Source organism: Flagellimonas eckloniae, from assembly GCF_001413955.1.
Classification (GTDB): Bacteria; Bacteroidota; Bacteroidia; order Flavobacteriales; family Flavobacteriaceae; genus Flagellimonas; species Flagellimonas eckloniae.
Window position 1 is genome coordinate 2,575,910 of record NZ_LCTZ01000002.1, and the last position, 25,229, is coordinate 2,601,138.

A 25,229-nucleotide genomic window follows, 5' to 3' on the forward strand; every position below is an offset into this window, starting at 1 on the left:
CTTTTTTGTTTTTAAGGCATATAGTATTCTTTAACAGGATTATACCAATAATTTTTTTAGTTTTGGCGCACTAAACTAAGATACATGAGAAAGATTGTTTTGATATTACTTCTATTTGTGGGGGTAAATGCTGTTTCACAGACCAAAAGTGAATTGTTAAAACACTATGAGGCTTTTTATAAAGAAATGCGTCTGCAAAGTGATGTTAATGGAGTTATAAATGCCATGACTCATCTTAACGTGCTTTCTCCATCCAAAGAACGAAAAGATACCTTGGCCTATGTATATATGAACAATAATCAGCATCTTCAGGCACTCAATACTATCGGAATTGATAAAAATGAGGATGACTCTGATTTGGCCGTACAAGTAAAAGCAGTTTCCCTAAAGGCATTGAATCAACCCAAAAGAGCACTAGAACATTTTGAAATCCTTTTCACCAGAAGCCCATCACCATACTTGGCCTATGAATTGGCAGATCTTAAAATACAAACTGGGGATAATGATGGCGCAGCGGGGAATGTTGAATTTGGCATTGCCAATTCCAAGGATGATATGAAGTATGCCTTTTACGAAAGACAACAACCTTACGAAGTTCCTCTAAAAGCTGCTTTCTTACATTTAAAAGGTTTGATTGCGTACAATAAGGACAAAGCCAATATTAATGCTGCGGTTGCTTTAATTGATGAGGCATTGCAGCTAGAACCTAATTTCAACCTAGCTAGTTTAAGTAAACAGGCATTGGAAGCTAGAAAGGAAAAACCTGAAGGACAAGAATAAAAATTATTTCTTTTTTAAAGAAAGAAGTAATATGCTATCCTTTTCTTTTTTAAGTTGGATAAGTTCCGTGACATTTTCATTGGGTACGGCAATTGAAAGGACATAATGGGTAATTTTCCATCCATCGTTTTCCTTTTTTACAACACCAGAACCCCTGCAAAGTTTCATTTGGGTATCCAGCAATTCATCGAACCAGGCAAAATCCTTGGTTTCATTGATATAAATATTACGTTCCACAGCCGTAAAACTCCATGCTTTGCCCCTATCAAAATAAGGCTTTGAAAATTCCTTAAAAGCTTTGTTTTGCCAATTTTCGGTGGCATCTGTTCCAATAAAAACCCCATCATCGGTCATCTTGTCAAAATAGGAATCAAAATCGGCATTTGCAGCAGCCTGATGCCAATCATCCAATAACTGAGCAATCGCATCTTTTTCCTTTGTTTGGCCGCTAACTGCCAATGTTAAAACCAGCAGCAGATGTGGTATTAATTTAGTTCTCATTTAAAATCATTTTTTTGTCCAGCTGACTATTCATAACAACATTAAACTGCTTTCGCAATGCATTATAAGCCGTTAACATCTCTATTGTGGGCTGGGTAGCATCCATATGGTTTAAAATACTTGCCTTTACTTTTAGCATATAGGTTTTGAGCACCCGTAATCTACTCTTGATCTGAAGTTCATCAAACGGCTCTGGAAATTCGGCCTTGTACAAAAGTTTCTCCTTTTCAATAAGGTCATCAATGGCCAAAATTAAATCTTCATTGTTTTTTGCTTTGTACAAAACATCAAAACTACTTGTCAAATCCCTAAATTCTACCCATTCTTCCAAAATAGCAGTTGCCTCTGGGTTCATCACAAACTTCTTTGGCATTTTCTGATAATTGAAAACAAGCTCCGTAGATTCATTTTCATTAGAAAGCCCATCACTATTTTTACACCCCATTACGAGTGTAAAAACTACGATTATACATAACAATTTTCGCATAGGCGAATGTACAAATTTTAATAAAGGCTATCTTTACTCGTCAATTCAATTAACTCTAATTTAAATGCAAAAACCTATCCTTATTCTTGGTGCATGTGGCCAAATAGGCACAGAACTAACATTTGAATTAAGGGCCAAATATGGTTCTGAAAATGTAATAGCGAGCGACATTAGGGAAGGTAGCGAAGTGCTTATGAACTCTGGCCCATTTGAACTTTTGGATGCCACAAACTACGAAGCTATTGAAGATGTGGTGATGCATTACGAAATTGATGAGGTTTTTTTAATGGCCGCCATGCTTAGTGCCACTGCGGAAAAGTTTCCCATGCGTGCTTGGAATTTAAATATGAACTCTCTTTTCAACGTACTCAATCTTGCCAAGGAAAGAAAAATAAATAAAGTTTTTTGGCCCTCCAGTATTGCTGTTTTTGGTCCAAATACGCCTAAAAAAAATACACCACAAAATACGATAATGGAACCCAGTACGGTCTATGGAATAAGCAAGCAAGCTGGAGAACGTTGGTGCGAATATTATTTTAAAAAATTTGGGGTTGATGTGCGCAGTGTTCGGTATCCTGGGCTAATAAGTTGGAAAACGATGCCTGGTGGAGGCACTACGGATTATGCTGTTGAAATATATCATGAAGCATTGAAAAGCGGAAAATACCAATGCTTTCTGGATAAGGACACCAAATTACCCATGATGTTTATGGATGATGCCATTACGGCAACAATGAGCTTAATGGAAAGTAAACCTGAAAAACTCTCTGTGAGGTCATCTTATAATTTGGGCAGTATGAGTTTTACTCCAAAAGAAATGGCTAAGAGCATTCAGAAAAACATTCCAGATTTTAAAATAACCTATGCCCCGGATTTTAGACAACAAATTGCGGATTCTTGGCCAAGTAGTATTGATGATTCCGCTGCAGCCCATGACTGGAATTGGAAACCTAAATTTGATTTGGAAACTACCACGAAGGAAATGTTGGGCAATCTTAAACAAGCACTTTAGGTCGCAGTCCCAATATCTGACTTACCACCTGTCTTTTTCAGGAGTTTTATATGATGGATTTCAACCCCTTTGTCAATGGGTTTCAGCATATCATACATATTGAGTGCTACAACACTTGCACCATGCATTGCCTCAACCTCAACTCCAGTCTTATAAAAAGTCTTTACCGTAATTTTAACAGTTATGTCCAGGCCATTTATCTCATACGCTATAGCACAATGCTCAACGGGTAAAGGATGACAATCGGGCAGCAAATCCGCTGTCTTTTTTACTCCCAAAAACCCAGCGGCCCTACTCATGGAAAAAACATCCCCTTTGGGAACAGTTTTCTCTTGGATCGCCTTTATGGTTTCTTTGGAACTTACCTTCACTACCGCTTGGGCAATGGCTGTTCTATGGGTAGCTTGTTTTTGTGTAATATCAACCATGTGCTATGTATTCACTTTCCATTGATAAGAATCATCCTCAAAAAGTTCCTTTCCAAAAACTGGAACCTGTGCTTTTATTTCTTCAACTACAAAATGAATTGCCTCAAAAACAACTTTTCGATGTGGTGAAGAAACAAAAACAAAAAGACAGACCTCCCCAACCGCAACCTTGCCTAAACTGTGATAGATATGCATGCAGGTGATTTCAAACTTCTCAAAGGTCTGTTCCCGTATTTCATGGAATTTAAGATTTGCCATTTCTTCATATGTGGTATACTCAATGGCACTTACAGTTTTGTCTTCAATTACATCGGCCCTCACCTGCCCTAAAAAAATATTGTGTGCCCCTATTTGGGTCTTGGATTGGTGCTTTGCAATGGAATCAGCAATGAAATTTGGACTTATGGGTCCCTGAACAAATACGTTTTTGATTTTCTTTTCCATATAGAAATCATTTAGCGCTAAGGTAACCAAGAAAAATGTAAATGGGGGTCATTTTGGAATTTCAACCAAATATCTTCAGGACCCTTTTCAACTACCAAATAATTCAGATTCTCTACCATTTAATAGTACATATTGACCATGTACTTTTTTCTACTAGACCCTGGCCAACATCTCTTCTAGTTTTACCCCAAAACATAAAATCATGAAAAGATCAAGAACGTTTTATGCTGCATTATTAATTGTATGCGCTATTCTTTCATTCACCTCGTGCAAAAAAGATGATGATGGGGAAATGGAAATAACTCCCGATCCACAGGTGGTTTTGCCACCAGATTATGTGGTACTGAAAAATTTACATGATTCCAACTCCGGCAATACCCTTGGTTGGGATTTTGATGATATAACCATGAAAAGTTGGTCTGGTGTCAGTTTACAAGGAGAAAGGGTAACTGAATTGGATATTTCAAGTAAAAGTCTTACCACATTACCTGATACAATTGGGGAACTCTCAGAATTGACCAGTTTTACCGCCAACGACAATAACATTGTTACCATTCCTTCAGCCATAAGGGAATGGACAAAACTGACCTACTTTTCAATCAATGAAAATGCAATAACCAATATTCCCAAAGAGATTGGGGAATTGCAAAATCTCATTGAACTCCATGTTATGGGAAATCAGCTTAGTGAATTGCCATTGGAACTAGAATCATTGGATAATGTTGTCATTTTTGATGCAAGCTACAATGTGCTTACCCTAGTTCCACAACAAATTCGTAAGATGATACAACTTGAAAAGCTGTATTTCAGTTACAATAAGTTAAGCTCGGTATCCTATACCATTGGGCAGCTTGTGTCAATTAAGGAAATAGATCTTAGCAATAATGAATTAACTGTTCTGCCTATTGAAATGGGCAGTTTGAACACCTTGGAACAGCTATGGGTGGCACAGAACCAGATTTCCGTAATACCACAAGAAGTATGTGATTTGGAAACCAATAATGATACTACTATTTCGAAAGATACAAATGTTAGCTGTGGTTACATTTTTCCAAATTATACCGCACTGCATGCATTGTACCATGCGAATCCTAATAATACACTGGGATGGGATTTAACAGATACCACAATGGAAACATGGGAAGGGCTGGTCGTTGATCAGGGAGCCGTTATAAGCATGGATATTTCTGGAAAACAAGTTTCCAACATTACTTCAGAAATTGGAGCATTAACCGCATTGCGCAGCCTAAACCTGAGCGAAAACAACATTACAAGCTTACCAGCTGAAATAGGGTTATTGTCCGTTTTGGATGAGCTTCACTTGGACAACAATAGTCTAAGTGCATTGCCTGAAGAAATAAAGGACCTAGGAACCCTCTTGGTGTTGAATCTAAAACAAAATGATTTTTCAGAATTTCCAATGGAATTGGTCGAATTCAGCTTGATAAGCTCCCTTAATCTTGGTGATAACACAATAGCTACCTTGCCCACCGAGTTGGTCAACGTTTCCATTAATGGGCTTTACCTTCCCAACAATATGCTGACCGAAGTTCCAGTGGAATATGGTGACATGAGCAATTTAACAGTGTTTGACCTTCAAGGAAATACATTCACTGAAATTCCAGAGGAAATCTGTGCGCTAAAAGACAAGACCCCGGCCACTACCATTTTGTTGGATGATGACACTTTTTGTGAAGATGATACTGTTGTTGCACTAAGCGAGTATGAAGTCCTCAAAGAATTGTACGAGACCAACACCAATAATTCATTGAACTGGGGCGACAGCCTAGACGACCAGACCATGGCAGCGTGGGAAGGAGTGACTATAACCGGGGGCCATGTGACAGAGCTAGCTATTACATATAAAGATATTGATGCCTTACCAGGTTCTTTTGGGCAATTAGCATTCTTAAGTTACCTTAATATCGGTTATAATAATTTGATTACTTTACCTTCAGAAATAGGAGATTTAGATGCGCTTGTCGTTGCTGATTTCACAGGTAATTTCTTAATATCGTTCCCAGATGAAATTGGCGACATGGCGGCCTTGGAACATTTGACTTTAAGTAACAATTCCTTTACTGAACTCCCTGATGGCATTGGTAATTTAGCCAACTTAAAAAGCCTTACGTATTACGGTGATCTATTTGGTAAACCATTGTTAGAAAGGTTGCCAGAAACTATTGGTAATTTACAAGAACTTACCTATTTATCCATACAGGTCAGTGATATTAAAGAACTTCCAAGTAGTATTAAAAACCTGAACAATCTTGTAAAATTGGATTTGGCAAACAATGAGATTGAAAACTTGCCAAATGATTTAGGTGGATTACCAAAATTAGAGGAATTCTATCTGTCCAATAATGAATTGGACGCAATACCGGACGGAATAAGTGGGTTAGCTGCTTTGAAAACATTATCTATTGATGGCAATCAGCTTACGGACTTACCAGCAACCCTCCCTAGTTTGGGTAACCTGGAAACCTTGATATTGGCACGAAATCTTTATACCGAAATCCCCTCCATTGTTTTCTCGCTACCGGCCATTAAAGCACTCAATTTTTACCAAAACCAATTAACTGTCATTAGCAGCCACATAGGAACGCTAACAAGTCTTGAATCATTAGACCTTTCGGGGAATCCATTTGAAGTAGCAGCTATACCCAATGAAATTGGGAATCTCACTAACCTTAAAAGACTGTTGTTCTCGAGGTGCCCCAATTTATTGACATTGCCTGCGGCTATTGGACAATTGACAGACCTCGAAGAACTGTATATTTTTGATTCAAACGTCAACCTACAGCTGCCATCAGAAATATGCGATTTACGTAATAACGGACTGACTGTTTATGTAAGTAGTAGTTTGGTGGATATAGATATATTGTGCCCTTAGCCTAACATCAAAAAAATAGAAAAAGCCTACGGGATTTTTATACAACGTAGGCTTTCTCCATTCTTTAAGGATTTTAATAATTCGATTATCGGATAGTAAAAATGACTAATTTAGGGCAGTTCCCCCTCCCTTTAAATTGAACCCTATGAAATATGATTCCATTCTTTATTTCTTTCTCCTATGGTATGTACTTTTCTGTCCTAGACTTAACGCACAGAACGAGATAAAAATCGACAGTTTAAAACGAACACTTGCATTGGCCAAAAGTGATTCCAATAAAATAGACCTCTCGATAAAACTATATCAAGAAATTGTTGCCAGAGATACTTCTGAAGCTCTTGGATTTTTGAATAAATCAATTTCTTTAAGTAATCAAATCGATGACGTTAATCGCCTTTCGCAGGCATATTTGGTAAAGTGCAATCACTATTGGAAACGTGGCAACCTAAATTCTTCTAAGGAAGCGTTGGCAGAAGTGGAGAAAATAATATCCCGTATCACAAATAAAGAAATTAATGCCAAATTTTATTTGGAAAAGGGCATAGTCGAACATAGGGGAGGTCAATATTCCAATGCGATAGAAAAATTTCTAGAAGCAAGAAACGTCTATGAAATTTTGAAGGACACCATGGCTATCTCAAAATGCCACATTAACATAGGCGGAAGTTATTGGGAGCTGAACCAGCCAGACGAAGCACTAAAAAATTATCTGACTGCCTTGGAAATTTTAGAATCAACAAATAATCCAGCTGAAATGTCAATCTCGAGTATTTTGGGAAATATAGGACTTATTTACAGGCAAAAAAATCAATTTAAAAAGGCATTGGTCTATTATCAAAAATCATTGGAGCTCAATAGAAAAAATAACATGAAAATGGGCGAGGCCATCAACCTACAAAATATAGGCTCATTATATGCTCAAAGCAAAGATTACAATAAAGCATTGCCCTATTTTCAAGAGGCAAAAAATGTTGCGACCTCCATAGATGATAAAGTTGGGATTTTATATGCAGACCATAGTATTGGTATGCATTATATAAAAACGGGCAATTATAATAAAGGTATTTCCGTATTAAAACAGAATCTTGTATTGGCAGAAAAACTGAACAACACCGAGGAAATAAAAAATATGAATCGTAATATTTCTGATGCTTATGAAGGAATGGGGAATTACAAACAAGCGCTCAACTATAGAAGAACCTACGAACAATGGAAAGATAGTCTTATCAATAAAGATCATTTAAATAAGGTGAAAGAATTGGAGCTACGTTTTGAAACCGCCAAAAAAGACAAGGAAATTACTTTGTTGACTCAAGAAAACAAATTGCAAGAAGCCCAATCAGAAAAAGAAGCAACCTTACGCAGAGCATTGATTGGGGGGCTTTTATTGTTAGCAATTATTGGGGGATTACTTTTTTATACCATGCGACAACGGCTACGAAACCAAAAAATACTGGCGGCAAAAAATGAAGCGCTGAATAAATCTGAGCTTTCAAAAGAATTGCAGACCTTGGAAATGAAGGCACTACGGGCACAGATGAATCCGCATTTTTTGTTCAATAGCCTAAATTCAATCAATACCATGATCCTTAGCGATGAAACCGAAAATGCCAGTAAGTATCTATCAAAATTCTCGAAACTTGTTCGCTTGTTATTGGAAAACTCAGAGCAACCCAAAGTTTCTTTAAAAGATGAAATTGATTTGTTAAAAGCCTACATTCAGTTGGAAGCCATTCGTTTCAACAACAAAATGGACTATACAATTGAAGTGGACCCAGAAATTGATCAAGAATCAACCTTTTTACCTTCCATGGTATTGCAGCCCTTTGTTGAAAATGCTATTTGGCACGGCTTGTTGCATAAAAACCAAAAAGGACTTTTGACCATTGAGATTAAGGAAAGTGTCGATAATTTATTGTGCAGTATTATCGATAATGGTGTTGGACGCGAAAAATCATTAACACTAAAAAAAGAGGGCGGATTAAAAAAGAAATCCATGGGCATAAAGATTACCACAGATCGGTTAAAACTGTTGACCCAACAAAAGATAAAAGATGTCATCAGCATCATTGATTTAAAAGATGACAACAATAATGCATTGGGCACACAGGTGAATATACAAATCCCCCTTACTTAAAATTTGGATATGATACAGGCACTCATAATAGATGATGAAGCTAAAGCTAGGCAAGGGCTTCGTTTGGTATTGGAAAAATACTGTCCAGAAATAAAGATATTAGCGCTTTGCGAATCTCCTGAAATAGGCCTTGAAAAAATAAATGCGCTAAAACCGGACCTTATTTTTTTAGATGTACAGATGCCTAAAATGTCTGGGTTTGATCTATTGGAAAGGGTTTCCAAAATCAATTTTGAGGTTATTTTTGTTACCGCATACGATCGCTATGCCATAAAGGCCATAAAATTCAGTGCGTTGGACTATCTCCTAAAACCTATTGATGTTGATGAGTTGGTCAATGCTGTTGAAAAAATATCCAAGAAAAAGAAAAACAAGGTCGCCCAATACGGTTCACTTTTAAAAAATGTGAAACCGGGCATGGAAAAATTAAAACGCTTGGCCATTCCTTCAGATAATGAAATCATTATGCAACCAATTGCTGATATTATCTATTGTGAAGCAGATAGCAGCTATACCACTTTATATCTATCTGGAGGTAAAAAAATAACCGTTTCAAAAACTTTAAAGGAGTTTGAAAATATATTACCCGAAGGGGATTTCTGCCGCATACACCATTCCACTTTGGTCAATATGGCTCATGTAACCAAGTACATTAAAGGCGAGGGAGGATATGTTATTATCTCCAACAACAACCATTTGAACGTGAGTCGAAGAAAGAAAGACCAATTCTTACAAATGCTGCACCAAGCCTAAAACCACTTAACGGGCGTTTTCAATCAGTTACTTTATTACCTATACCGCTTACTAGTTTAGCATAAAACCTCTAGAGGCACACCATTAGTTTTACATTGAATTTAGAAAGGTTCCCCCAAATTTTAATGTTTAACTAAAAAGGTATTATGAAAAGTAATTTAATTTATTTGGCGCTATTTGTTTGGTCATTATTCATTTTGAACACTTCTTGCAGTAAAGACGACGCTCCACCACCTGAAGAGGAGGAAGAGGAAATGGAAGAAGAAAACGAGGACAATGAAGAAGGGACAGACCCTGGGGGCCAACAACCGCAATTAACCGCTGATTATCTTGCACTAAAAGCACTTTACGATGCCAATAGCGGCAACACTTTGGGTTGGGATCTGGATGACACCACAATGCAGAGTTGGAGTGGCGTTGAACTGGAAAGCGAAAGAGTTGTAAAGTTGGATGTAAAAGATAAAGCTCTTACCGTTTTGGTTCCCGAAATCGGGAATTTAGAAAAATTGACCTCTTTAGATGTAGGTATCAATTCTATTTCGCAGCTTCCCTCAGAAATTGGGAAGCTTACCGAATTGAACGTCCTTCACGTTGAAAGTAACCTTCTGACCGCACTACCCGCCGAAATAGGTCAATTGGGACAACTAACGGAGCTCTACGCACAAGCCAACAATGATATTAAAAATCTTCCCCCGGAGATAGAAGCTCTTGAACAGCTTATCATCCTAAACTTATATGGTAATTCTTTGGAAGCCTTACCGGTTGAAATTGGAAACCTAAAAGCATTGCAACTCTTGTCGCTTTACAGCAACCAACTTGTTGAAATACCAGCAGAAATTGGGAATCTTACCGAGTTGACTGTTCTTAATTTAAATGAAAATCAATTGAGTACACTGCCCAAAGAGCTTGGAAATCTTCACCTCTTAAATGCGATGAATTTGAAGAATAATGACTTGACCCTAATCCCGCAAGAAATATGCAATCTTGAAGAAGACGGTACAACAACAATTATTAAGGATAATCGAGTACGTTGCGATTTGGCAACGTATCATTATGAAGCTCTTGTCAAACTTTATGATGCAAATCCCGGAAGTCAACTAAATTGGGATTTGAACGATACCAGTATGCAAAGTTGGGGAGGCGTTACCTTACATTCAAATGGTGCAGTTTCCGAATTAAATTTAGAGAGCTCATTAGTTGGTGTCCTTCCTCCCGAAATAGGGAATCTCAAAGGACTAACGTTTCTTGATTTGTCTATATGCAGTATTACTGTGCTTCCATCAGAATTGGGGAAATTAACCAGTCTTCAAGAACTTAATCTATTCTTTAATAATCTTACTTCATTACCACCAGAAATAGGAAAACTTTCGAATTTGGAAGTACTCGATATTTCTTTCAATAGCCTTGAAACAATTCCAACGGAAATAGGAGCGTTGACAAATCTTGTGGTTTTAGTTGCTGAGGCCAATGAACTCATAAAAATACCAGATGAATTTGGTAACATGGGAAGTCTTAAAGAACTCAATATCGGATTCAATAATCTAAATGCTATCCCAAGTACTATCGGCAACCTTAAGGCACTCAAAAGTGTGGTCTGTTCAGACAACAAGATTACAACGATACCCAAAGAACTTTCGGAATTACCCGAATTGATAAGTGCTGATTTCGGAAACAACCCAACAAGTGCCCTGTCACCTTCAATATGCGATTTGTATAGTCAAGGTATATTAAGAATAGATGCGGATCAGGTAATCGCCAGTGGATGCCCATAATATGGACCCTAATCAAATGAAAAAGAATTTCAGCTTCGTGTTGCTATCGTTTCTGGCTTTGTTCTGTGCTTCCTGTAGTGATGTTGATAATGATATAGCATCAAGGGAAAATCAAAATACAGCTAATGCCATTACCAAAACTGTGGTTACCCTAAATAATGGAGATCAGCGAGAATATATCGTCTATATCCCTTCCACATATGATGAAACTAATGAGTCCCCTTTACTGTTTCAACTACACGGAAGTAGTGGAGACGGCGAAAAATATTATACTATTTCTGGTTGGAACGAATTGGCCGAAATACACAATCTAATTGTTGTTTATCCTACTTCATATAGCTATGACCTTAAATTGAATGGCTGTGGAAATGATTTAGTGACAAAATGGAACAATTACAACTTACCAAAAGAAGTTTGTCCAAGTGAAGTACTACGGGACGACACTTCTTTTTTCAATCAAATAATAGATGAGTTGGTCGATGAGTACAGTATTGATACCTCTAGAATTTATATGGCGGGTTTTTCAAATGGTTCTGGTATGACATCACGCCTTGCCGTAGAACTATCCGATAGAATAGCCGCAATAGGTGGTTTGGCCGGTTTCTTTCCTGAAGACACTATCTATGCACCAAAACGAATTTTACCCGTACATATAATGCTGGGCACAACGGATGAAAAAATTGCTTCCAGGACTATTTTTAATGATACAATCCCAATGAGTTTTCAACAGCTATTCTTAGACCCAACCTTAAGAGGCATTACACAAACCTATGTCAAAACTTTTGACTTGAATCCCAATTACACGGTAACAGATTCTACCGAACATACCCTAACGGCGACTTTTCAGGGCAATTCAGGAAGTCCTGAGCATTTAATGAAATTTACGCTTTGGAAAGACTTGGGGCATTTTTTCCCTAATCCAGATGACCGACCAGGTGCCGCCGATGTATTGTGGGAGTTTTTTGAATTTTATGATAACTAAGAATAAACAAGAAGTAGTTGCTAGAAAAAGAATTGGAGTTTTTGAAAAGGCATCCAATTAACCGGTAATTTCTTAGGGCCCTTATTTTCTAATAAATTCCAAGTGCTAACATCTAGGCCAAAGTAAAATTCCTTAGATTTGCCCTAACGTGAACATGAAGATAAAACACTTAGGTTCCTTTCTTTTGATTACTTTGATTTTAATCAAGGTATCGGCCTTCCATGTTTATGAGCACCATGATGACCACGAAGATAAAACAGGCTCATGTGAGTTTTGTCTCTTTGCGATTGATAGTCAACAATCAGATTTACTATTGCAGGCATCGGCAGTCATTAAAGTGCCTAACGAATTGTCAGCATACAAGCCCTGCATTATTTCCCAAGATTTTCAAATCTCTAGAGTTTCTTGTAGAAGCAACCTGTTTTATAGGCCTCCTCCTTCTTCTTCTTTTCTTTAATTGCCATCTGTTATCAGACCTTCTTCCCAATTAGAAATCTAGTAATTTCAATTGGGTATAATGGTTATGAAATTATATTAAACCTGACTTTCAAGATTGCTTACATCCCCATCGTATTAGCGTTGTTTTACTGGCTAGTCGATATGATGGTTCGTCGTTTCTACTTTGCTTTTTTAAAAAGCTGTCATTTATAAGAAGTGCGGACGGAAAGAATATAACTCCATAATCAGTCCTGGAAAGATAACTTCATTTTTCATAGGTATAATTCCATACCTCTATTTTAAGATCAACATATTATGATATACAAATCAAAAAATAAAGCCTCATCATGTCAATTTTACAGTATGGGTACTTTGAACTGTTTAATCCACAAATGATTTGACACATTGCTTTACAAAAACAATTTTGTTCACTTTATTGTTGATGGCTACATTATCCTTCGGCCAGCAAAATCGATTGTCGGGGACCGTTATCGATAACAATAAAGTTCCTTTAATGGGAGTAACAATCCAGTTGAAACCTACGGAAAGGTACGTTGTGACCGATGAAACAGGGAATTTTGAATTTTTAAAGATTCAATCTGGTACCTACAAACTGATTTTTTTATCCTTGGGGTTTGAACCCTACGAAGAGGTAGTTACCGTAACTGACAATACTCCTGTTCTGCGAGATATCCGTCTCATCGAAAAGGCAGCAGTCCTCAACGAGGTTGTAGTCACTGGTAAGTCCAAGGCTCAAAAGCTTCGAGAAAGTACGGTTAATGTTTCGGTAATGCAGACAGAAAAATTTCTTGCCCGAAATACGAACACCAGTGATATTATAAAACAGATTCCCGGTGTTGTCGTTCGACAGACCGGTGGTTTTGGGAGTAATGCCGAAGTATATCTCAATGGGATGACAGGCAAATCGGTTCCCTTTTTTCTTGATGGTATTCCTTTGTCTTACTATGGTTCTGGACTTGGACTGAATGTGCTTCCAGCCAGTCTCATGGATCAAATTGAAGTATATAAAGGAGTGGTGCCCGTGCATCTTGGAGCGGATGCATTGGGCGGAGGTATCAATGTCATTACCCGAAAATCCTATAAGAATTATCTAGATGCTTCTTATTCCGGTGGATCTTTCAACAGCCATAAAATCAATTTAAATGGGCAATGGGTGCATCCCGAAAAGCAGTGGACCATTGGCATCAATTCTTTTTATAACCACTCAGATAATGATTACAAGGTCGATATTGAGATTCCAGATGAGTTCGGCAACCCCAGCCCTGCCACCGTAAAACGTTTTCATGATGGGTTTTCTAATTATTTGGTGGGTTTGTATGGGGGTGTTTTTGATAAAACATATGCCGACCGCTTGATTTTAAGTGTCCGTTATTCAGGTCTTGAAGATGATATTCAGCATAACGCGATAATGGCACAGCCCTATGGAGAGGTAACTTATGACGAGGCTACCATAGGAACTTCCCTAGAATATGAGAAAAAAGAAATCTTAAAGAATACAGATATGAAATGGTACGGTGCCTACAACCAAACCCTTGGGCATTTTGTGGATACTACGCTGAACGTATATACTTGGGATGGAAAAGTCTTCGATCGCCGTACCGATGGCGGTGAAATCTCAACCTCCAGAAATCTATTGGAACTTAACAGTAAGAGCCTACTAGGTAGGTTAAACATAACCCATAGCCCATGGGAAAAGGGAAAATTTACTCTAAATATATTTTCTGCCAGGTTTAGGCGAACAGGAGAAGACCCAGTGGCTGCCGAATTTTATGGAGAGGACTTTTTCGCGAACCCAACCGTTCTTTTTAAGAACGCTACAGGTTTAGCCTACGAACATGACTTTTCGAAAAAATTGACGAGTTATTCAGCCGCGAAACATTTTTGGCTGGACGCAGAGGGATATGCTATTCAAAATCTTGAATTCGTACCAAACGAACAAGAAGTTTCAAATCTTGGTTTTTTGCAGTCTCTTCGTTATCAGCTTACAGAAGAAATTTTGGTCAAGACCTCATATGAATATGCCACTAGGCTTCCGGATGAGTTTGAACTTTTTGGGGATTTTACGCTCATCCGCCCCAATCCCTTTCTAGAACCAGAGCAAAGCCATAACCTGAACTTTGGGTTACAATGGAATCGCAAAAGAATGAATTTGGATACCAACTTTTTTTATCGCGATACCGATAATATCATATGGTTGAGGACCTCTCAATTTTTTGCACAATATCAGAATCTATTAAAAGCGCGGACTATGGGGGTGGATATGGAAGTTCGTTTGCTGCCCTTCGAATTTCTGGAAATTACCGCCAATGCTACGTATCAAGATTTGAGAAATCGTTCTCCCAAAAGCGTTACAGGAGTTGTAGATGATCGTTATTTTAATGCACGTTTACCCAACATTCCGTACTTATTTGGTAATGGGGAATTGCGTTTCATCAAAAAAGGCCTTTTCGGTCCAGAAAATATCTTGTCAACATGGTGGTCAGGCAGCTACGTAAACGAGTTTTTCCTTTTCTGGGAGATCGATGGTAATCAGGATTTTAAAAATACCATCCCTTCGCAGTTTGTTCAGAATATAGGAATATCCTGTACAACTTTGGCCAATAAAGCCACAGTATCCCTGGAATGTACCAACCTATTCGATGAAAAAGTATTTGACAACTTTAGCGTACAACGCCCTGGTAGGGCTTTTTACATAACACTAAGAACATTTTTAAATTAATTATACACACTTTAAATCCAAGCAAAATGAAAAAAGTACTTTTTAAAAATTGGCAGTTTCTTGCAATTATGGCATTTACGGGATTCGTTTCTATTAGTTGCAGTAGTGACAATGATTCCCCAACGGACGACACCACGCCTATGCCAGACCCTATAGCAATCAATTTTGGATTGTCCACTGTAGGTGGGGCCTTCCCAAACCAAACCACCTATATCCAAGGACTTACTGATTTGAATTTCAATACTATAGGCAACGATCAGGCAATGGAATTAGCGGCCAATGGTGGAGCAGGAACAGTATCGTATAACAAGGCACTTTATACCTCCCCATTTGGTGCACCGGCGACATTGGTAAAGTATGTCTTTGACGATGAAGGGAACACCGTTGAAGAGGAGCGTATTGTAGTTCCTGGTGCAAACGTTTTCTCCACCCTATATTTTGAAAGTGAAACCGTGGCCTATGGCTCCGTGGCCGGGGGCATTTCAAAATTGATTGTATTTGACCCCACTACCATGCGTATAACTGATGAAGTATCTTTGAGCTCTGTCACGAGCCGTTTTCCTGAAGCCACCCGTACCTATTATCTCGATATGATAGAACGTGAGGATAAACTGTTTATGGGAGTACATTATGAGAACAATTTTGTACCTGTAAATGATTCTGCATATGTTGCAGTCATTGACCTGAATTCAAGAACGGTGGAGAAAATTCTTTCGGACAATAGAACCGGTATGGTTTTCGGAGGTCAGGCAGCGAACACAGGTATGGTAAAGACCGAAAATGGTGATATATATGTACAAGGTCTAGGCACTACGCTAAGTGGAGGTGCAAGTCCGAGTGGTCTGTTGAAAATCGCCAATGGGGAAACCGATTTCGATTCGGATTATTTTATGGACATGCAAGCCGCAACAGGCAATGTATGCTATGGTATTAACCTAATGCCCAACGGACGTGCATTTACATCAAAAGTGGAGGACGAGAATGATTTTTTCGAATTTCAGACAGGAGAACCACAGTTTACCTATTATGAAATAAACATATTGAATGGAACCAGTGAAGGCGCAGTACCAGGGCTTCCCACTACCTACGGTTCTAGAGGTATGATTATTCGTCCCCTCGATGGTGAAGAATTTCTTTTCACCAATGCTACCAACGATGAGAATGCGGTATATAGTTTTGATGGAGCTACTAATTCCACAAGCAAAAAATTCGTTTCTACGGGTGGATATATTAACGGATTGGAAACACTCAATTGAATCCGAAATGATTTTTAAAGTACTTAGATAAAGGGTATGGGAATCTAAAGTCATAGGTTCCCTATACCTTAATCTGGGAGTATGGTCAAATGAGTCTTTTGGATACTACGAAATCAGAAAATTAACTACTGTAAACCCATTTATGACTTTGGGTACACCTGAGAAACTAATTTAGCTATGGACAAGTAAAATTAAAATATTATAAAATGAAAAGTAATCGACGTCAGTTTGTCAAAAAAACAATAGCAGGATTTGCAATGATATCTTTAAGCCCTGTATGTAATAGCCAAAAAGTTTTTTTTACTGATAAACGGTACGAAAGTAAACCCTGGCTTGAACTTTCTAAAGCAGCTTACCTCAATAACGCTTCGCTTATTAGTAAAATGGCGGGCGGAAAGCCAATAATAGCAGTGTTGAAAAACAATGCTTATGGCATTGGCGATGTACAAGTTGCAAATATATTGGATAAGTCGAGTGATGTATACGGAATTGCAGTAGTAAAAGATGAACGTGCTTTGGCCATACGGTCAAAAGGTGTATCAAAGCCTATTCTGTTAATGGGTGATTTTGATAAAAATCTATCGCAGGAGCTTGTTAATAAGAATATTGTTTTGAGTGTTTATTCCAAACATTCCCTACTTAAAATCACTGAAATATCACGTAACTCGATCACCTCCATTCAGGTAGCACTTTATATTGACACAGGACTTGGAAGAATGGGTATTCCTTATCAAGAAGTTGCAGAGATTGCCAAGGAGATTGCCAAGAATCCTAAAATAAACATTGTGCAGACCTTTTCGACATTAACCACTCCAAAGGAATTTGCAAAAGAACAAATCTTGAGATTCGAAAAAATCATATTGAAATTGAATCAAAAAGGAGTAAGTACAGGATTAAAACATTTAGCTCCTTCTTATTCACTAATTGACCTACATAACTCTCATCAAGATGCTGTGAGACCAGGTATATTGCTACATGGTTCTTTCCCATCAATTGACATGGCCGAAGCCAAAATTTATCCATTGCAAGTGGGCTATCGTCTTAAAGCTCCTGTAATTCGTGTAGAAAAATTAAGTGAAGGAGATACTATCGGGTTTTCACGTTTTTATAAGGTATTAAAAGATGAATGGATTGCTACTTTGCCTATTGGTTGGGCTGATGGGTACAATAGTTCTGCTGAGAGTGGTGCAAAAGTTCTACTTGGCGATACACTTTATCCAGTTGTGAACGTAAACGCTAGCCATACAAATATTTCACTCGGGGAAAATACCATGATAACAGCAGGGGACATCGCAACACTAATCGGACCAGACTGTCCTGAGATTACACCAGAGGGATTTGGAAAACTTGTTAAAGGTCACAACTATTTGCAAATCAACTATAAAGAATCTATAACCAAGCACATTTATGAGACTTTTTAGTATCATTTTGATTTGTCTATGGGTCTATCGGTCATTCGGCCAGGGTGAATACATTACTCTTGATGATAGTACCCAATTGTACATCGAAGAATTAGGTAGTGGACAGACAATTCTATTTATTCCGGGTTGGACTATGACCCATCGGTTTTTTGAAAAACAGAAGGAGTATTTTTCGAATCAGTACCATGTATTAAGTTATGATCCAAGAGGACAAGGTAGATCCGATAAAACGCTTTTTGGAAACACCTATGCTAACCATGCTAGAGATCTTCACCAAATACTGCAGAAGAAAAGTTTAAAAAATGTAATCCTTGTAGGTTGGTCGAGTGGTTGTCTTACCATGTATGAGTATATACGCGCTTATCGTTTCGATAAAATTGATAAAATGATATTCATTGATGAACCACCTAAATGGATAGGAGATGTGGATACAGAATGGGTATATGGGAGTTTTGATGACTATAGAGGGAGTTTAAAAAATCTCATTTCCGAACCTTCAGATCCAAACGAAATTATTGACTGGATGCTCGCTAACCCAATTGATAGCAGTACCAGAGCATGGATGAATCAGGAGATTTTAATGACCCCACAGCATATTGCCCTAAGCCTGTATGTAGATGGTATTGCCTCTGACTACACGAAAGAAGTCGCTTTGATACAGAGCAGGGTAACCGTATTTTTCATGGTAAGAGCTTTCTGGTATGATCAAGCAACTAACTGGCTTAAGCAAGTTACTCCGAACTCAAAAGTTGTTAGCATATCTAGCCATGCAATGTTTTGGGAGTCTCCGAAAAAGTTCAATCAAATATTATCGACGTTTCTAAACACCAACATTGATAAAAAGTGACAGTAGTCCATCTCAAACCTATCATCTATGGTAACAGAGAGAGAACATCCCAACAAATAATATGTTTAAAAGTATCGTAACAATAATAAAAAAGGAAATTAAGTTGGCCGTTAGAGAGCGCCTAGCACTCCTATTGGGATCCATTATCCTATTACTCATGGGTGTGAGTCTAATATCTGGATATAGGAATTTTCAACAGGAACACTTAAAAATTACCAAAGAACAAGAACAAAAAAGAACTGAATGGCTTTCTCAAGGGGATAAACATCCTCACATTGCGGCCCATTATGGTACATACGTATTCAAACCAAAATCCATCTTGGGAATTTTTGATAGCGGGCTGGATGGATATACAGGCACATCTATTTATTTAGAGGCCCATTACCAACACGAGTTTATGTTCAGACCTGCCCAGGATAAGGGCACTATGGTACGTTTTGGTGAGCTTACAATGGCTATGGCACTGCAGGTGCTTACACCCTTACTTATTATTATTCTTGCTTTTAGATCCATCACACAAGAACGTGAAAGCGGCACGCTCAGATTGGTGGCCGCGCAAGGCGTTCCCATTAATTCATTCGTTTGGGGCAAGATATTGACTTATGGCTTAATTCTGTTGTTAATCTTACTTCCAATTTTGTTGGCTACAGTCGTGGGTATTACATTACTGAAACCAATGGATCTGTTAGCTTTTTCTCCATGGCGCTTAGTTTTCCTTTTCCTTGTCTATACAGTTTATCTTTTCATTTTTATAGTATTTTCAGTTTGTACTTCACTCTATTCAAAAACGAGCCGAAATGCCTTATTGAAACTTTTGGTCTTTTGGGTACTGCTGACCGTGCTAATACCCAAAACAGTCTCGAATCTGGGTAGAACATCCTACTCGCTTCCAAGTATGCATACTTTTAAAAGTAACATACAAAATGATATTGATAATGGTCTTGATGGAAAAACGTCACGCTCAGTACGAATGGCTCGTTTAAAACAGGAATATCTGGAAGCCTATGAGGTAGATTCCCTACATCAGCTTCCATTCAATTTTGACGGTATTAGTATGCAAGCTGGTGAAGAGCATACCCACAAGGTATATGATGTTCATTGGCAACAGTTGCGGTCTATATTCGAAGAGCAAAATACGCTTTTTGCCTATTCAAGCCTTCTGAATCCTTATATCGCCGTGCAACGCCTATCGATGGCCTTTTCGGGAACTGACATGTATACTGCCATAGATTTTGAGGACGAAGTAGAGCATTATCGTAGGGCGTTGGTTGAAAAAATGAACAATGATATGGCCCAAAACTCCCGTTACGGCGGGTTCTATGAATATAAAGCCGGAGCTTCTTTATGGAAAGAGATAGAGGAATTCAACTACACAATGCCAACTATGAACAAGGTACTTCACGCCTACAAATGGGAATTAATAAGTCTTTTAGCATGGTTGTTTTTGGCTTTATTTCTATTGAGTACGGTGACTTCGAAAAAAAGATGGAACATATGAGTATAGTATATAAAACAATATGGCGCTATGAGTGGATTACATTTAGCCGGAATAAAACACAGATTGTTTTGTTGTCTACTTTTTTCCTTTTTGGTGTATATGCCATTTTCTGTGGAAAAACCTATATAGAAGGGCAACGGCAGACTATTGTTCAATTGATGGAAAGAGAGGTTGCTGAATTTGAAAGTTACACGGACAGTTTTCAAAACGAACTGGTCTCGAAAAAAGCAAAACAGTTACACGATTTAGCCAGTAAACCAAATTACGCATGGTTCCGGCATGGATATCATGTTATTTCATACCCGCATGACTACGCAGATTTGGCGATTGGACAAAGGGACCTTTATCGGTACTATTATCGGCTTACCGGAATGGGTTTACAATATCAACTCTATGAAAACGAGATAGCTAATCCATTTTATTTAAAAATAGGTAACCTAGATCTATCATTTATGATTATCTACATCCTTCCGCTATTGATTATAGTTTTTTGCTATTCAATATATTCTGGGGAGAAGGACTTGGGAATATTGCCACTATTGCGTGTTCAAAGTGTGAGTATTCAAAAGATACTTTTAATTCGTCTCACATTTTATTTCCTGCTAACAACTGGTCTAGGTCTGTTGCTATCTCTAATTGGTTTTTTAGTCTCTGGGGGTATAAACGGTTATGTTGCATTGGTTTGGTCAGCTGTCGTTATAGTATATTGCACATTTTGGTTCGGGCTTTTATTCTTTATCATTGCTTTTCGTCAGAGTACTTCCTTTAATGCCATTAGTTCGGTCGGGGCATGGGTATTGATTCTGATGGTTATTCCTGCGATACTGAATATTACATTGGACAGCATCTACCCATTGAACAGTACAGAAATTGCTGGACTAACCCGACGGACTGGGTTGGATGATGAAAATGATGAAGAGGAGTCTAAAAAGGTAATTGCTAAATTTTTGAAATACCGGCCCGAATTTGCTAAAGAAAACTCCTCAAATAATAAAAACCTGATGTCAAAGGCGTACGCTGCCCATACCTTTTTAAAAGATAAGGATAGCAGGGAAACAATAGACAGGTACAATAAAACGATTTATGAGAGATCACGTTGGACATCTGGTTTTAATTGGCTTAATCCTGCTGTTACGGTTCAAGAATCGTTATCAAGAATCGTACACACGGACCTTTCCAATTACCTAGACTTTCAAACGGAACTATCCAGCTTTCATGTGCAGATTACTGATTTTTATTTTGAACGTCTCTTTATGGATAAGGAAATCACGCTTGAAGATTACTCTAATAGGCCCCGCTTTGATCCATACTACGGCAGAACCGATTGGTATTCGGTGTATCTAGATACTGTCATAGTAGCCTTGTTGGCTTTTATCTTTTTTTTTCGTGGAATATTGATTTTAAAAAGAGCTGAATAAAACTAAAAAACGAATAACAGTAATACGGCAACTATAAGCATCAATCTACAAGGGTAAATGCTACCAAACCGATTCAAAATTCCAGCATGTATATTCCAAAAGTAATTGGAAACCATTACTACTGCTTTTATTTATCAGCGCAGCAGTTATCATCTTCACAGCGACAATAACGGCGATTGTAAAAATGAAGTGAAATCAAGCCCAAGGTTGGAAGGTAAATGACTTCCTCTGCCAGATGGGCAATCTCCAATTTCTCGTTAAAAACAATCATGCCCAATAACATCCAAAGAACCCAAAAAGTATATTTTATTCTTGGCTTGGAAGTGTTTTTGGTCGACCAGTACACGGCAAAGAAGGCAATGGCTAAAAACAGTATGTCCAAAGTTCCCCACCACCAAGGATGCAGTGTTTCCCCTATAGCAAGTCCAGCCTGCGCTACAAAAAAGAATGGCGTCGCCAAGCAGTGTACAAAACATAAGGTGCTCGCAAGTGCTCCAATGATGTCGGACTTATATCTAAGATTTACCAGATTGGTCATGAACTGAGTAATTAATGCTTTTAATAATTAAAGAACCCCAAGCCTATTTCAAATGGGGAGACAAAAGTATTCAATTTTTTCAAATGCAACTAGGTTGCATTTGAATTTCTCTTTATTTTTGTAAAAAAGTTCAGATGGTCGAGACATCGAACCTTTCTTACACCTATGACAATAGTGAAGCTCTGGTTTTTCCGGATATTTCGCTAATACCTGGCGAACACATGCTTGTCATTGGTCCATCAGGAGTAGGTAAGACCACGCTATTATATCTGATGGCTGGATTGTTGCCTACGCTAAAAGGTACCGTTGCCATTGACGGAACGGAGTTAAATACGTTATCACGAAAAGAAATCGATAAATTCAGGGGGGAACATATCGGCCTCATCTTTCAACAATATCATTTTATCAAATCGTTGAACGTTTCCGATAATCTTCGCCTAAGGCAAAGCTTCCCTAAGAACATCAATGATACTAAAAGAAGGTATGAACTTGCTGAAAGGTTGGGGCTTACCCAACATTTTGAGAAGAAAGTCAACGCATTGAGCCATGGACAACAACAACGGCTGGGTATTGCCCTGGGCCTAATCCATAAACCAAAAATCATTTTTGCTGATGAACCAACTTCCAATTTGGATGATTCTAACTGTACAAAGGTGATTGACCTGCTCAAAGAAGAGGCCAAAATATGTAAAAGTAGTCTGTTGATTATTACACATGACCAACGGGTAAAGTCCCATTTCAAAAACCAAGTAGTGCTATGAAACTGGGCTATCTCGCTTTTAGAAACATGGTTTCAAAACCACTTAACTTATTATTGAGCTTATTGTTGCTGCTGTTAAGCGTGTCGTTGGTCACCTTTGTTCTGCAATTGAGTCAACAGCTGAACGGTCAATTGAGCAAGAACATCGCCCCTTTTGACATGGTTATAGGCGCCAAAGGAAGTCCCTTACAGCTTGTTTTGTCGGCTGTGCTTCATGTTGATGCACCAACCGGAAATATCAAGTTGAAAGAAGTAGCCGCATTACAAAAGCATCCTTTTGTACAAACCGCCATTCCGGTTTCTTATGGAGACAACTACAAAGGTTTTCGGATTTTGGGGACTGAATATGGGTATCTTGATCATTATGATGCCGAACTGTCGGAAGGAACACACTATGAGCAGCCCTTTGAAGTGGTTGCAGGAAGCAACGTTGCCCAGCGATTGGACCTACAAGTGGGAGACGGTTTCATAAGCTCGCACGGACTGGCTGCTACCAATGGTGAAACGCACGACGAACATCCTTTTATCATAAAAGGTATCTTGAAACCCACGGGGGCCGTTGTCGACCAGCTGTTGATCACCAATCTCGAGAGTATCTGGAAAGCCCATGATCATGGCGAAGAAGACAGTCACGATACCAATAATCCCCATCAAGAAGAAGATAAACATCATGACGAAACTTCGGATAATGAGCCTCATACCAAAAAAGAAATCACGGCATTGTTGGTAAAGTTTAAGAGTCCTTTGGGCATGGTACAACTTCCCAGATTCATCAATGAAAATACTTCTATGCAAGCGGCCCTACCCGGTTTTGAAATACAGCGACTTATGGGACTTTTGGGTTCAGGGGTTCAGACCATAAACGGCATTGCCCTGGCCATTCTTTTGGTATCTGCCCTCAGTATTTTTATCAGTCTTTTAAAGACCATCAGGGAAAGAAAACAGGAGTTGGCTTTATTGAGAACTTATGGTCTTAGTACCGGACAACTTCTCAGGTTGGCTCTTTTGGAGGGACTTTTTCTGGCTTTTATTGGTTTTGTATTAGGGTGGTTTTTGGGCCGTTTGGGCATATGGGGTGTTTCCCTGTACTTAAAAGCCTCATACGGATACGCATTGAAGATAAAAGTCCCGGAACCAGTTGAACTATTTCTATTGGGTCTTATACTGATACTGGCCACCTTGGCCACCCTATTGGCGTCCCGCTCAATTTTTAAGTTAAATGTTGCTAAAACCTTATCAGATGGGTAAATCTTTTTTCATCTTTTTATTCGTAACTTTTATATGCACTTTTACGATGGCTCAAGAACAATTGACCTGGAGAGATTTCGCCGATGTCGATTTTGCGCCAGTATACAATGAAGAGTATGGTGTCAGTTTTTTGATGCCTACCTTTGGTAAAAAAATCAGGTTGTTCAGAGGCAAACAAGTTAGTATTAAAGGATATTTTCTGGATATCTCAGGAAGCGGTGAAGTGTTCCTGGTTTCACAAAACCCCATGGCATCTTGTTTTTTCTGCGGGGCGGCTGGGCCAGAGACCATTATCGAAGTCAATTTCAAGGAGCACCCTCCTTTTCGTACCGACCAAGTTGTAACGATCACCGGAGTGCTGGAATTGAATAGAAATAATGTGGACCATTGTAATTATATTTTAAAAGAGGCCACAGGTGAACTGGTCAATTAAGAATATGCGATTTTATCTGTTGATACTTTTGTTTTGTATGGGAACCAATGCCCGCGCACAGATCATTTTAGATTGGTCAGACCTCACCGGGGGTATTTCATTTCAAACCCTCTCTTTAGAAAACCCTTTTCCTGGATTTAATGAAGCAACATTTTCCGAAAAGTTGTCGGCATTAGAAGGCAAAGAGGTTATACTAACCGGTTTTTTTTTGGTGTTGGATGGCAAACAATCAATGTATATGCTTTCCAAAAATCCGATGGCTTCCTGTTTTTTCTGTGGTAATGGCGGACCTGAAACGGTTGTAGGTCTACAGTTTAAAGAAAAGCCTTTCTTCACCATGGATAATCTACTATCCGTGCAAGGTATCCTTCGTTTGAACCGTGACAATCCGAACCTTTATTATTATCGACTTGAAAAGGCCGATGCCCTACGTCTTGAATAAA

23 protein-coding genes are annotated in these 25,229 nt (G+C 38.5%); 18 read left to right on the forward strand and 5 right to left on the reverse strand.

The features are described from left to right. The first annotated feature begins 84 nt into the window (after window positions 1-84). The gene (locus tag AAY42_RS10985) at window positions 85-780 is read left to right on the forward strand and encodes a hypothetical protein (RefSeq protein WP_055395135.1); all 696 of its coding nucleotides are present in this window, start codon (window positions 85-87) and stop codon (window positions 778-780) included. A gap of 3 nt (window positions 781-783) precedes the next feature. Here the strand turns inward: AAY42_RS10985 and AAY42_RS10990 are convergent, their stop codons facing one another. Both AAY42_RS10990 and AAY42_RS10995 read right to left on the reverse strand, forming a co-directional pair. Then, on the reverse strand, window positions 784-1,281 hold the full coding sequence (locus AAY42_RS10990; protein ID WP_055395137.1) for a nuclear transport factor 2 family protein: 498 nt from the start codon (window positions 1,279-1,281) through the stop codon (window positions 784-786). After that, window positions 1,271-1,768: a hypothetical protein gene (locus AAY42_RS10995; RefSeq protein ID WP_139063718.1), complete on the reverse strand. Its 498-nt coding sequence runs from the start codon at window positions 1,766-1,768 to the stop codon at window positions 1,271-1,273. The genes AAY42_RS10990 and AAY42_RS10995 overlap by 11 nt, the downstream gene beginning before the upstream one ends. 64 nt (window positions 1,769-1,832) lie before the next feature. Here AAY42_RS10995 and AAY42_RS11000 point away from each other — a divergent pair, with 64 nt between their 5' ends. Continuing rightward, window positions 1,833-2,780: an NAD-dependent epimerase/dehydratase family protein gene (locus AAY42_RS11000; RefSeq protein ID WP_055395141.1), complete on the forward strand. Its 948-nt coding sequence runs from the start codon at window positions 1,833-1,835 to the stop codon at window positions 2,778-2,780. On the opposite strand, the gene moaC is transcribed toward AAY42_RS11000, so the two are convergent. Both moaC and AAY42_RS11010 read right to left on the reverse strand, forming a co-directional pair. Continuing rightward, window positions 2,777-3,208, reverse strand: a complete 432-nt coding sequence (gene moaC / locus AAY42_RS11005) for a cyclic pyranopterin monophosphate synthase MoaC (RefSeq protein ID WP_055395143.1) — start codon at window positions 3,206-3,208, stop codon at window positions 2,777-2,779. The two genes, AAY42_RS11000 and moaC, sit on opposite strands and share 4 nt — an antisense overlap. Before the next feature lie 3 nt (window positions 3,209-3,211). Beyond that, window positions 3,212-3,652 (reverse strand): molybdenum cofactor biosynthesis protein MoaE, encoded by a 441-nt coding sequence (locus AAY42_RS11010; RefSeq protein ID WP_175288759.1) that lies wholly within the window; start codon window positions 3,650-3,652, stop codon window positions 3,212-3,214. A 202-nt stretch (window positions 3,653-3,854) separates the two neighbouring features. Here AAY42_RS11010 and AAY42_RS11015 point away from each other — a divergent pair, with 202 nt between their 5' ends. The 12 genes from AAY42_RS11015 (at window position 3,855) to AAY42_RS11065 (ending at window position 21,807) form a co-directional block, all read left to right on the forward strand. Further along, window positions 3,855-6,545 (forward strand): leucine-rich repeat domain-containing protein, encoded by a 2,691-nt coding sequence (locus AAY42_RS11015; RefSeq protein ID WP_055395145.1) that lies wholly within the window; start codon window positions 3,855-3,857, stop codon window positions 6,543-6,545. 145 nt (window positions 6,546-6,690) lie between these two features. After that, window positions 6,691-8,682: a tetratricopeptide repeat-containing sensor histidine kinase gene (locus AAY42_RS11020; protein WP_055395147.1), complete on the forward strand. Its 1,992-nt coding sequence runs from the start codon at window positions 6,691-6,693 to the stop codon at window positions 8,680-8,682. A 9-nt stretch (window positions 8,683-8,691) separates the two neighbouring features. Further along, window positions 8,692-9,435 carry a LytR/AlgR family response regulator transcription factor gene (locus AAY42_RS11025; protein ID WP_055395149.1) on the forward strand — a complete coding sequence of 248 codons (744 nt, stop codon included), beginning with the start codon at window positions 8,692-8,694 and terminating at the stop codon, window positions 9,433-9,435. A 146-nt stretch (window positions 9,436-9,581) separates the two neighbouring features. Further along, window positions 9,582-11,207 (forward strand): leucine-rich repeat domain-containing protein, encoded by a 1,626-nt coding sequence (locus tag AAY42_RS11030; protein WP_055395151.1) that lies wholly within the window; start codon window positions 9,582-9,584, stop codon window positions 11,205-11,207. A gap of 16 nt (window positions 11,208-11,223) precedes the next feature. Continuing rightward, window positions 11,224-12,189, forward strand: a complete 966-nt coding sequence (locus AAY42_RS11035; RefSeq protein ID WP_175288760.1) for a CE1 family esterase — start codon at window positions 11,224-11,226, stop codon at window positions 12,187-12,189. A 154-nt stretch (window positions 12,190-12,343) separates the two neighbouring features. Next, entirely contained in the window at window positions 12,344-12,646 is a 303-nt protein-coding gene (locus tag AAY42_RS18160) for a hypothetical protein (protein ID WP_139063719.1), read from the forward strand. 423 nt (window positions 12,647-13,069) lie between these two features. After that, entirely contained in the window at window positions 13,070-15,367 is a 2,298-nt protein-coding gene (locus AAY42_RS11040; RefSeq protein ID WP_055395155.1) for a TonB-dependent receptor, read from the forward strand. Window positions 15,368-15,393: 26 nt separating this feature from the next. Further along, window positions 15,394-16,623, forward strand: coding sequence for a DUF4374 domain-containing protein (locus tag AAY42_RS11045; protein ID WP_055395157.1), 1,230 nt, complete (start codon window positions 15,394-15,396; stop codon window positions 16,621-16,623). Between the two features lie 206 nt (window positions 16,624-16,829). Further along, window positions 16,830-18,044, forward strand: coding sequence for an alanine racemase (gene alr, locus AAY42_RS11050; RefSeq protein ID WP_055395160.1), 1,215 nt, complete (start codon window positions 16,830-16,832; stop codon window positions 18,042-18,044). Beyond that, window positions 18,031-18,891 (forward strand): alpha/beta fold hydrolase, encoded by an 861-nt coding sequence (locus tag AAY42_RS11055; RefSeq protein WP_055395162.1) that lies wholly within the window; start codon window positions 18,031-18,033, stop codon window positions 18,889-18,891. Before alr ends, AAY42_RS11055 begins: the two co-directional genes overlap by 14 nt. 61 nt (window positions 18,892-18,952) lie before the next feature. Continuing rightward, window positions 18,953-20,389 (forward strand): ABC transporter permease, encoded by a 1,437-nt coding sequence (locus tag AAY42_RS11060; RefSeq protein WP_055395163.1) that lies wholly within the window; start codon window positions 18,953-18,955, stop codon window positions 20,387-20,389. Further along, window positions 20,386-21,807: a DUF3526 domain-containing protein gene (locus AAY42_RS11065; RefSeq protein WP_055397896.1), complete on the forward strand. Its 1,422-nt coding sequence runs from the start codon at window positions 20,386-20,388 to the stop codon at window positions 21,805-21,807. The genes AAY42_RS11060 and AAY42_RS11065 overlap by 4 nt, the downstream gene beginning before the upstream one ends. A gap of 127 nt (window positions 21,808-21,934) precedes the next feature. Here the strand turns inward: AAY42_RS11065 and AAY42_RS11070 are convergent, their stop codons facing one another. Then, window positions 21,935-22,345 (reverse strand): MerC domain-containing protein, encoded by a 411-nt coding sequence (locus tag AAY42_RS11070; protein WP_055395165.1) that lies wholly within the window; start codon window positions 22,343-22,345, stop codon window positions 21,935-21,937. A 134-nt stretch (window positions 22,346-22,479) separates the two neighbouring features. Between AAY42_RS11070 and AAY42_RS11075 the strand changes: the two genes are divergently transcribed. From AAY42_RS11075 to AAY42_RS11090, 4 genes are read left to right on the forward strand one after another with little or no spacing between them, the layout of a single operon-like run. After that, window positions 22,480-23,106 carry an ABC transporter ATP-binding protein gene (locus AAY42_RS11075; protein ID WP_055395167.1) on the forward strand — a complete coding sequence of 209 codons (627 nt, stop codon included), beginning with the start codon at window positions 22,480-22,482 and terminating at the stop codon, window positions 23,104-23,106. Further along, window positions 23,103-24,353, forward strand: a complete 1,251-nt coding sequence (locus AAY42_RS11080) for an ABC transporter permease (RefSeq protein ID WP_055395169.1) — start codon at window positions 23,103-23,105, stop codon at window positions 24,351-24,353. Before AAY42_RS11075 ends, AAY42_RS11080 begins: the two co-directional genes overlap by 4 nt. Further along, entirely contained in the window at window positions 24,346-24,786 is a 441-nt protein-coding gene (locus AAY42_RS18495; protein ID WP_055395171.1) for a hypothetical protein, read from the forward strand. The genes AAY42_RS11080 and AAY42_RS18495 overlap by 8 nt, the downstream gene beginning before the upstream one ends. Then, window positions 24,770-25,228 carry a hypothetical protein gene (locus AAY42_RS11090; protein WP_139063721.1) on the forward strand — a complete coding sequence of 153 codons (459 nt, stop codon included), beginning with the start codon at window positions 24,770-24,772 and terminating at the stop codon, window positions 25,226-25,228. Before AAY42_RS18495 ends, AAY42_RS11090 begins: the two co-directional genes overlap by 17 nt. Window position 25,229: the final 1 nt, after the last annotated feature.

Excerpts from the sequence above, each read along its gene's own strand:
- AAY42_RS10985 (WP_055395135.1), top strand. The coding sequence starts at position 85 with ATGAGAAAGATTGTTTTGATATTACTTCTATTTGTGGGGGTAAATGCT.
- AAY42_RS10990 (WP_055395137.1), bottom strand. The coding sequence starts at position 1,281 with ATGAGAACTAAATTAATACCACATCTGCTGCTGGTTTTAACATTGGCA.
- AAY42_RS10995 (WP_139063718.1), bottom strand. The coding sequence starts at position 1,768 with ATGCGAAAATTGTTATGTATAATCGTAGTTTTTACACTCGTAATGGGG.
- AAY42_RS11000 (WP_055395141.1), top strand. The coding sequence starts at position 1,833 with ATGCAAAAACCTATCCTTATTCTTGGTGCATGTGGCCAAATAGGCACA.
- moaC (WP_055395143.1), bottom strand. The coding sequence starts at position 3,208 with ATGGTTGATATTACACAAAAACAAGCTACCCATAGAACAGCCATTGCC.
- AAY42_RS11010 (WP_175288759.1), bottom strand. The coding sequence starts at position 3,652 with ATGGAAAAGAAAATCAAAAACGTATTTGTTCAGGGACCCATAAGTCCA.
- AAY42_RS11015 (WP_055395145.1), top strand. The coding sequence starts at position 3,855 with ATGAAAAGATCAAGAACGTTTTATGCTGCATTATTAATTGTATGCGCT.
- AAY42_RS11020 (WP_055395147.1), top strand. The coding sequence starts at position 6,691 with ATGAAATATGATTCCATTCTTTATTTCTTTCTCCTATGGTATGTACTT.
- AAY42_RS11025 (WP_055395149.1), top strand. The coding sequence starts at position 8,692 with ATGATACAGGCACTCATAATAGATGATGAAGCTAAAGCTAGGCAAGGG.
- AAY42_RS11030 (WP_055395151.1), top strand. The coding sequence starts at position 9,582 with ATGAAAAGTAATTTAATTTATTTGGCGCTATTTGTTTGGTCATTATTC.
- AAY42_RS11035 (WP_175288760.1), top strand. The coding sequence starts at position 11,224 with ATGAAAAAGAATTTCAGCTTCGTGTTGCTATCGTTTCTGGCTTTGTTC.
- AAY42_RS18160 (WP_139063719.1), top strand. The coding sequence starts at position 12,344 with ATGAAGATAAAACACTTAGGTTCCTTTCTTTTGATTACTTTGATTTTA.
- AAY42_RS11040 (WP_055395155.1), top strand. The coding sequence starts at position 13,070 with ATGGCTACATTATCCTTCGGCCAGCAAAATCGATTGTCGGGGACCGTT.
- AAY42_RS11045 (WP_055395157.1), top strand. The coding sequence starts at position 15,394 with ATGAAAAAAGTACTTTTTAAAAATTGGCAGTTTCTTGCAATTATGGCA.
- alr (WP_055395160.1), top strand. The coding sequence starts at position 16,830 with ATGAAAAGTAATCGACGTCAGTTTGTCAAAAAAACAATAGCAGGATTT.
- AAY42_RS11055 (WP_055395162.1), top strand. The coding sequence starts at position 18,031 with ATGAGACTTTTTAGTATCATTTTGATTTGTCTATGGGTCTATCGGTCA.
- AAY42_RS11060 (WP_055395163.1), top strand. The coding sequence starts at position 18,953 with ATGTTTAAAAGTATCGTAACAATAATAAAAAAGGAAATTAAGTTGGCC.
- AAY42_RS11065 (WP_055397896.1), top strand. The coding sequence starts at position 20,386 with ATGAGTATAGTATATAAAACAATATGGCGCTATGAGTGGATTACATTT.
- AAY42_RS11070 (WP_055395165.1), bottom strand. The coding sequence starts at position 22,345 with ATGACCAATCTGGTAAATCTTAGATATAAGTCCGACATCATTGGAGCA.
- AAY42_RS11075 (WP_055395167.1), top strand. The coding sequence starts at position 22,480 with ATGGTCGAGACATCGAACCTTTCTTACACCTATGACAATAGTGAAGCT.
- AAY42_RS11080 (WP_055395169.1), top strand. The coding sequence starts at position 23,103 with ATGAAACTGGGCTATCTCGCTTTTAGAAACATGGTTTCAAAACCACTT.
- AAY42_RS18495 (WP_055395171.1), top strand. The coding sequence starts at position 24,346 with ATGGGTAAATCTTTTTTCATCTTTTTATTCGTAACTTTTATATGCACT.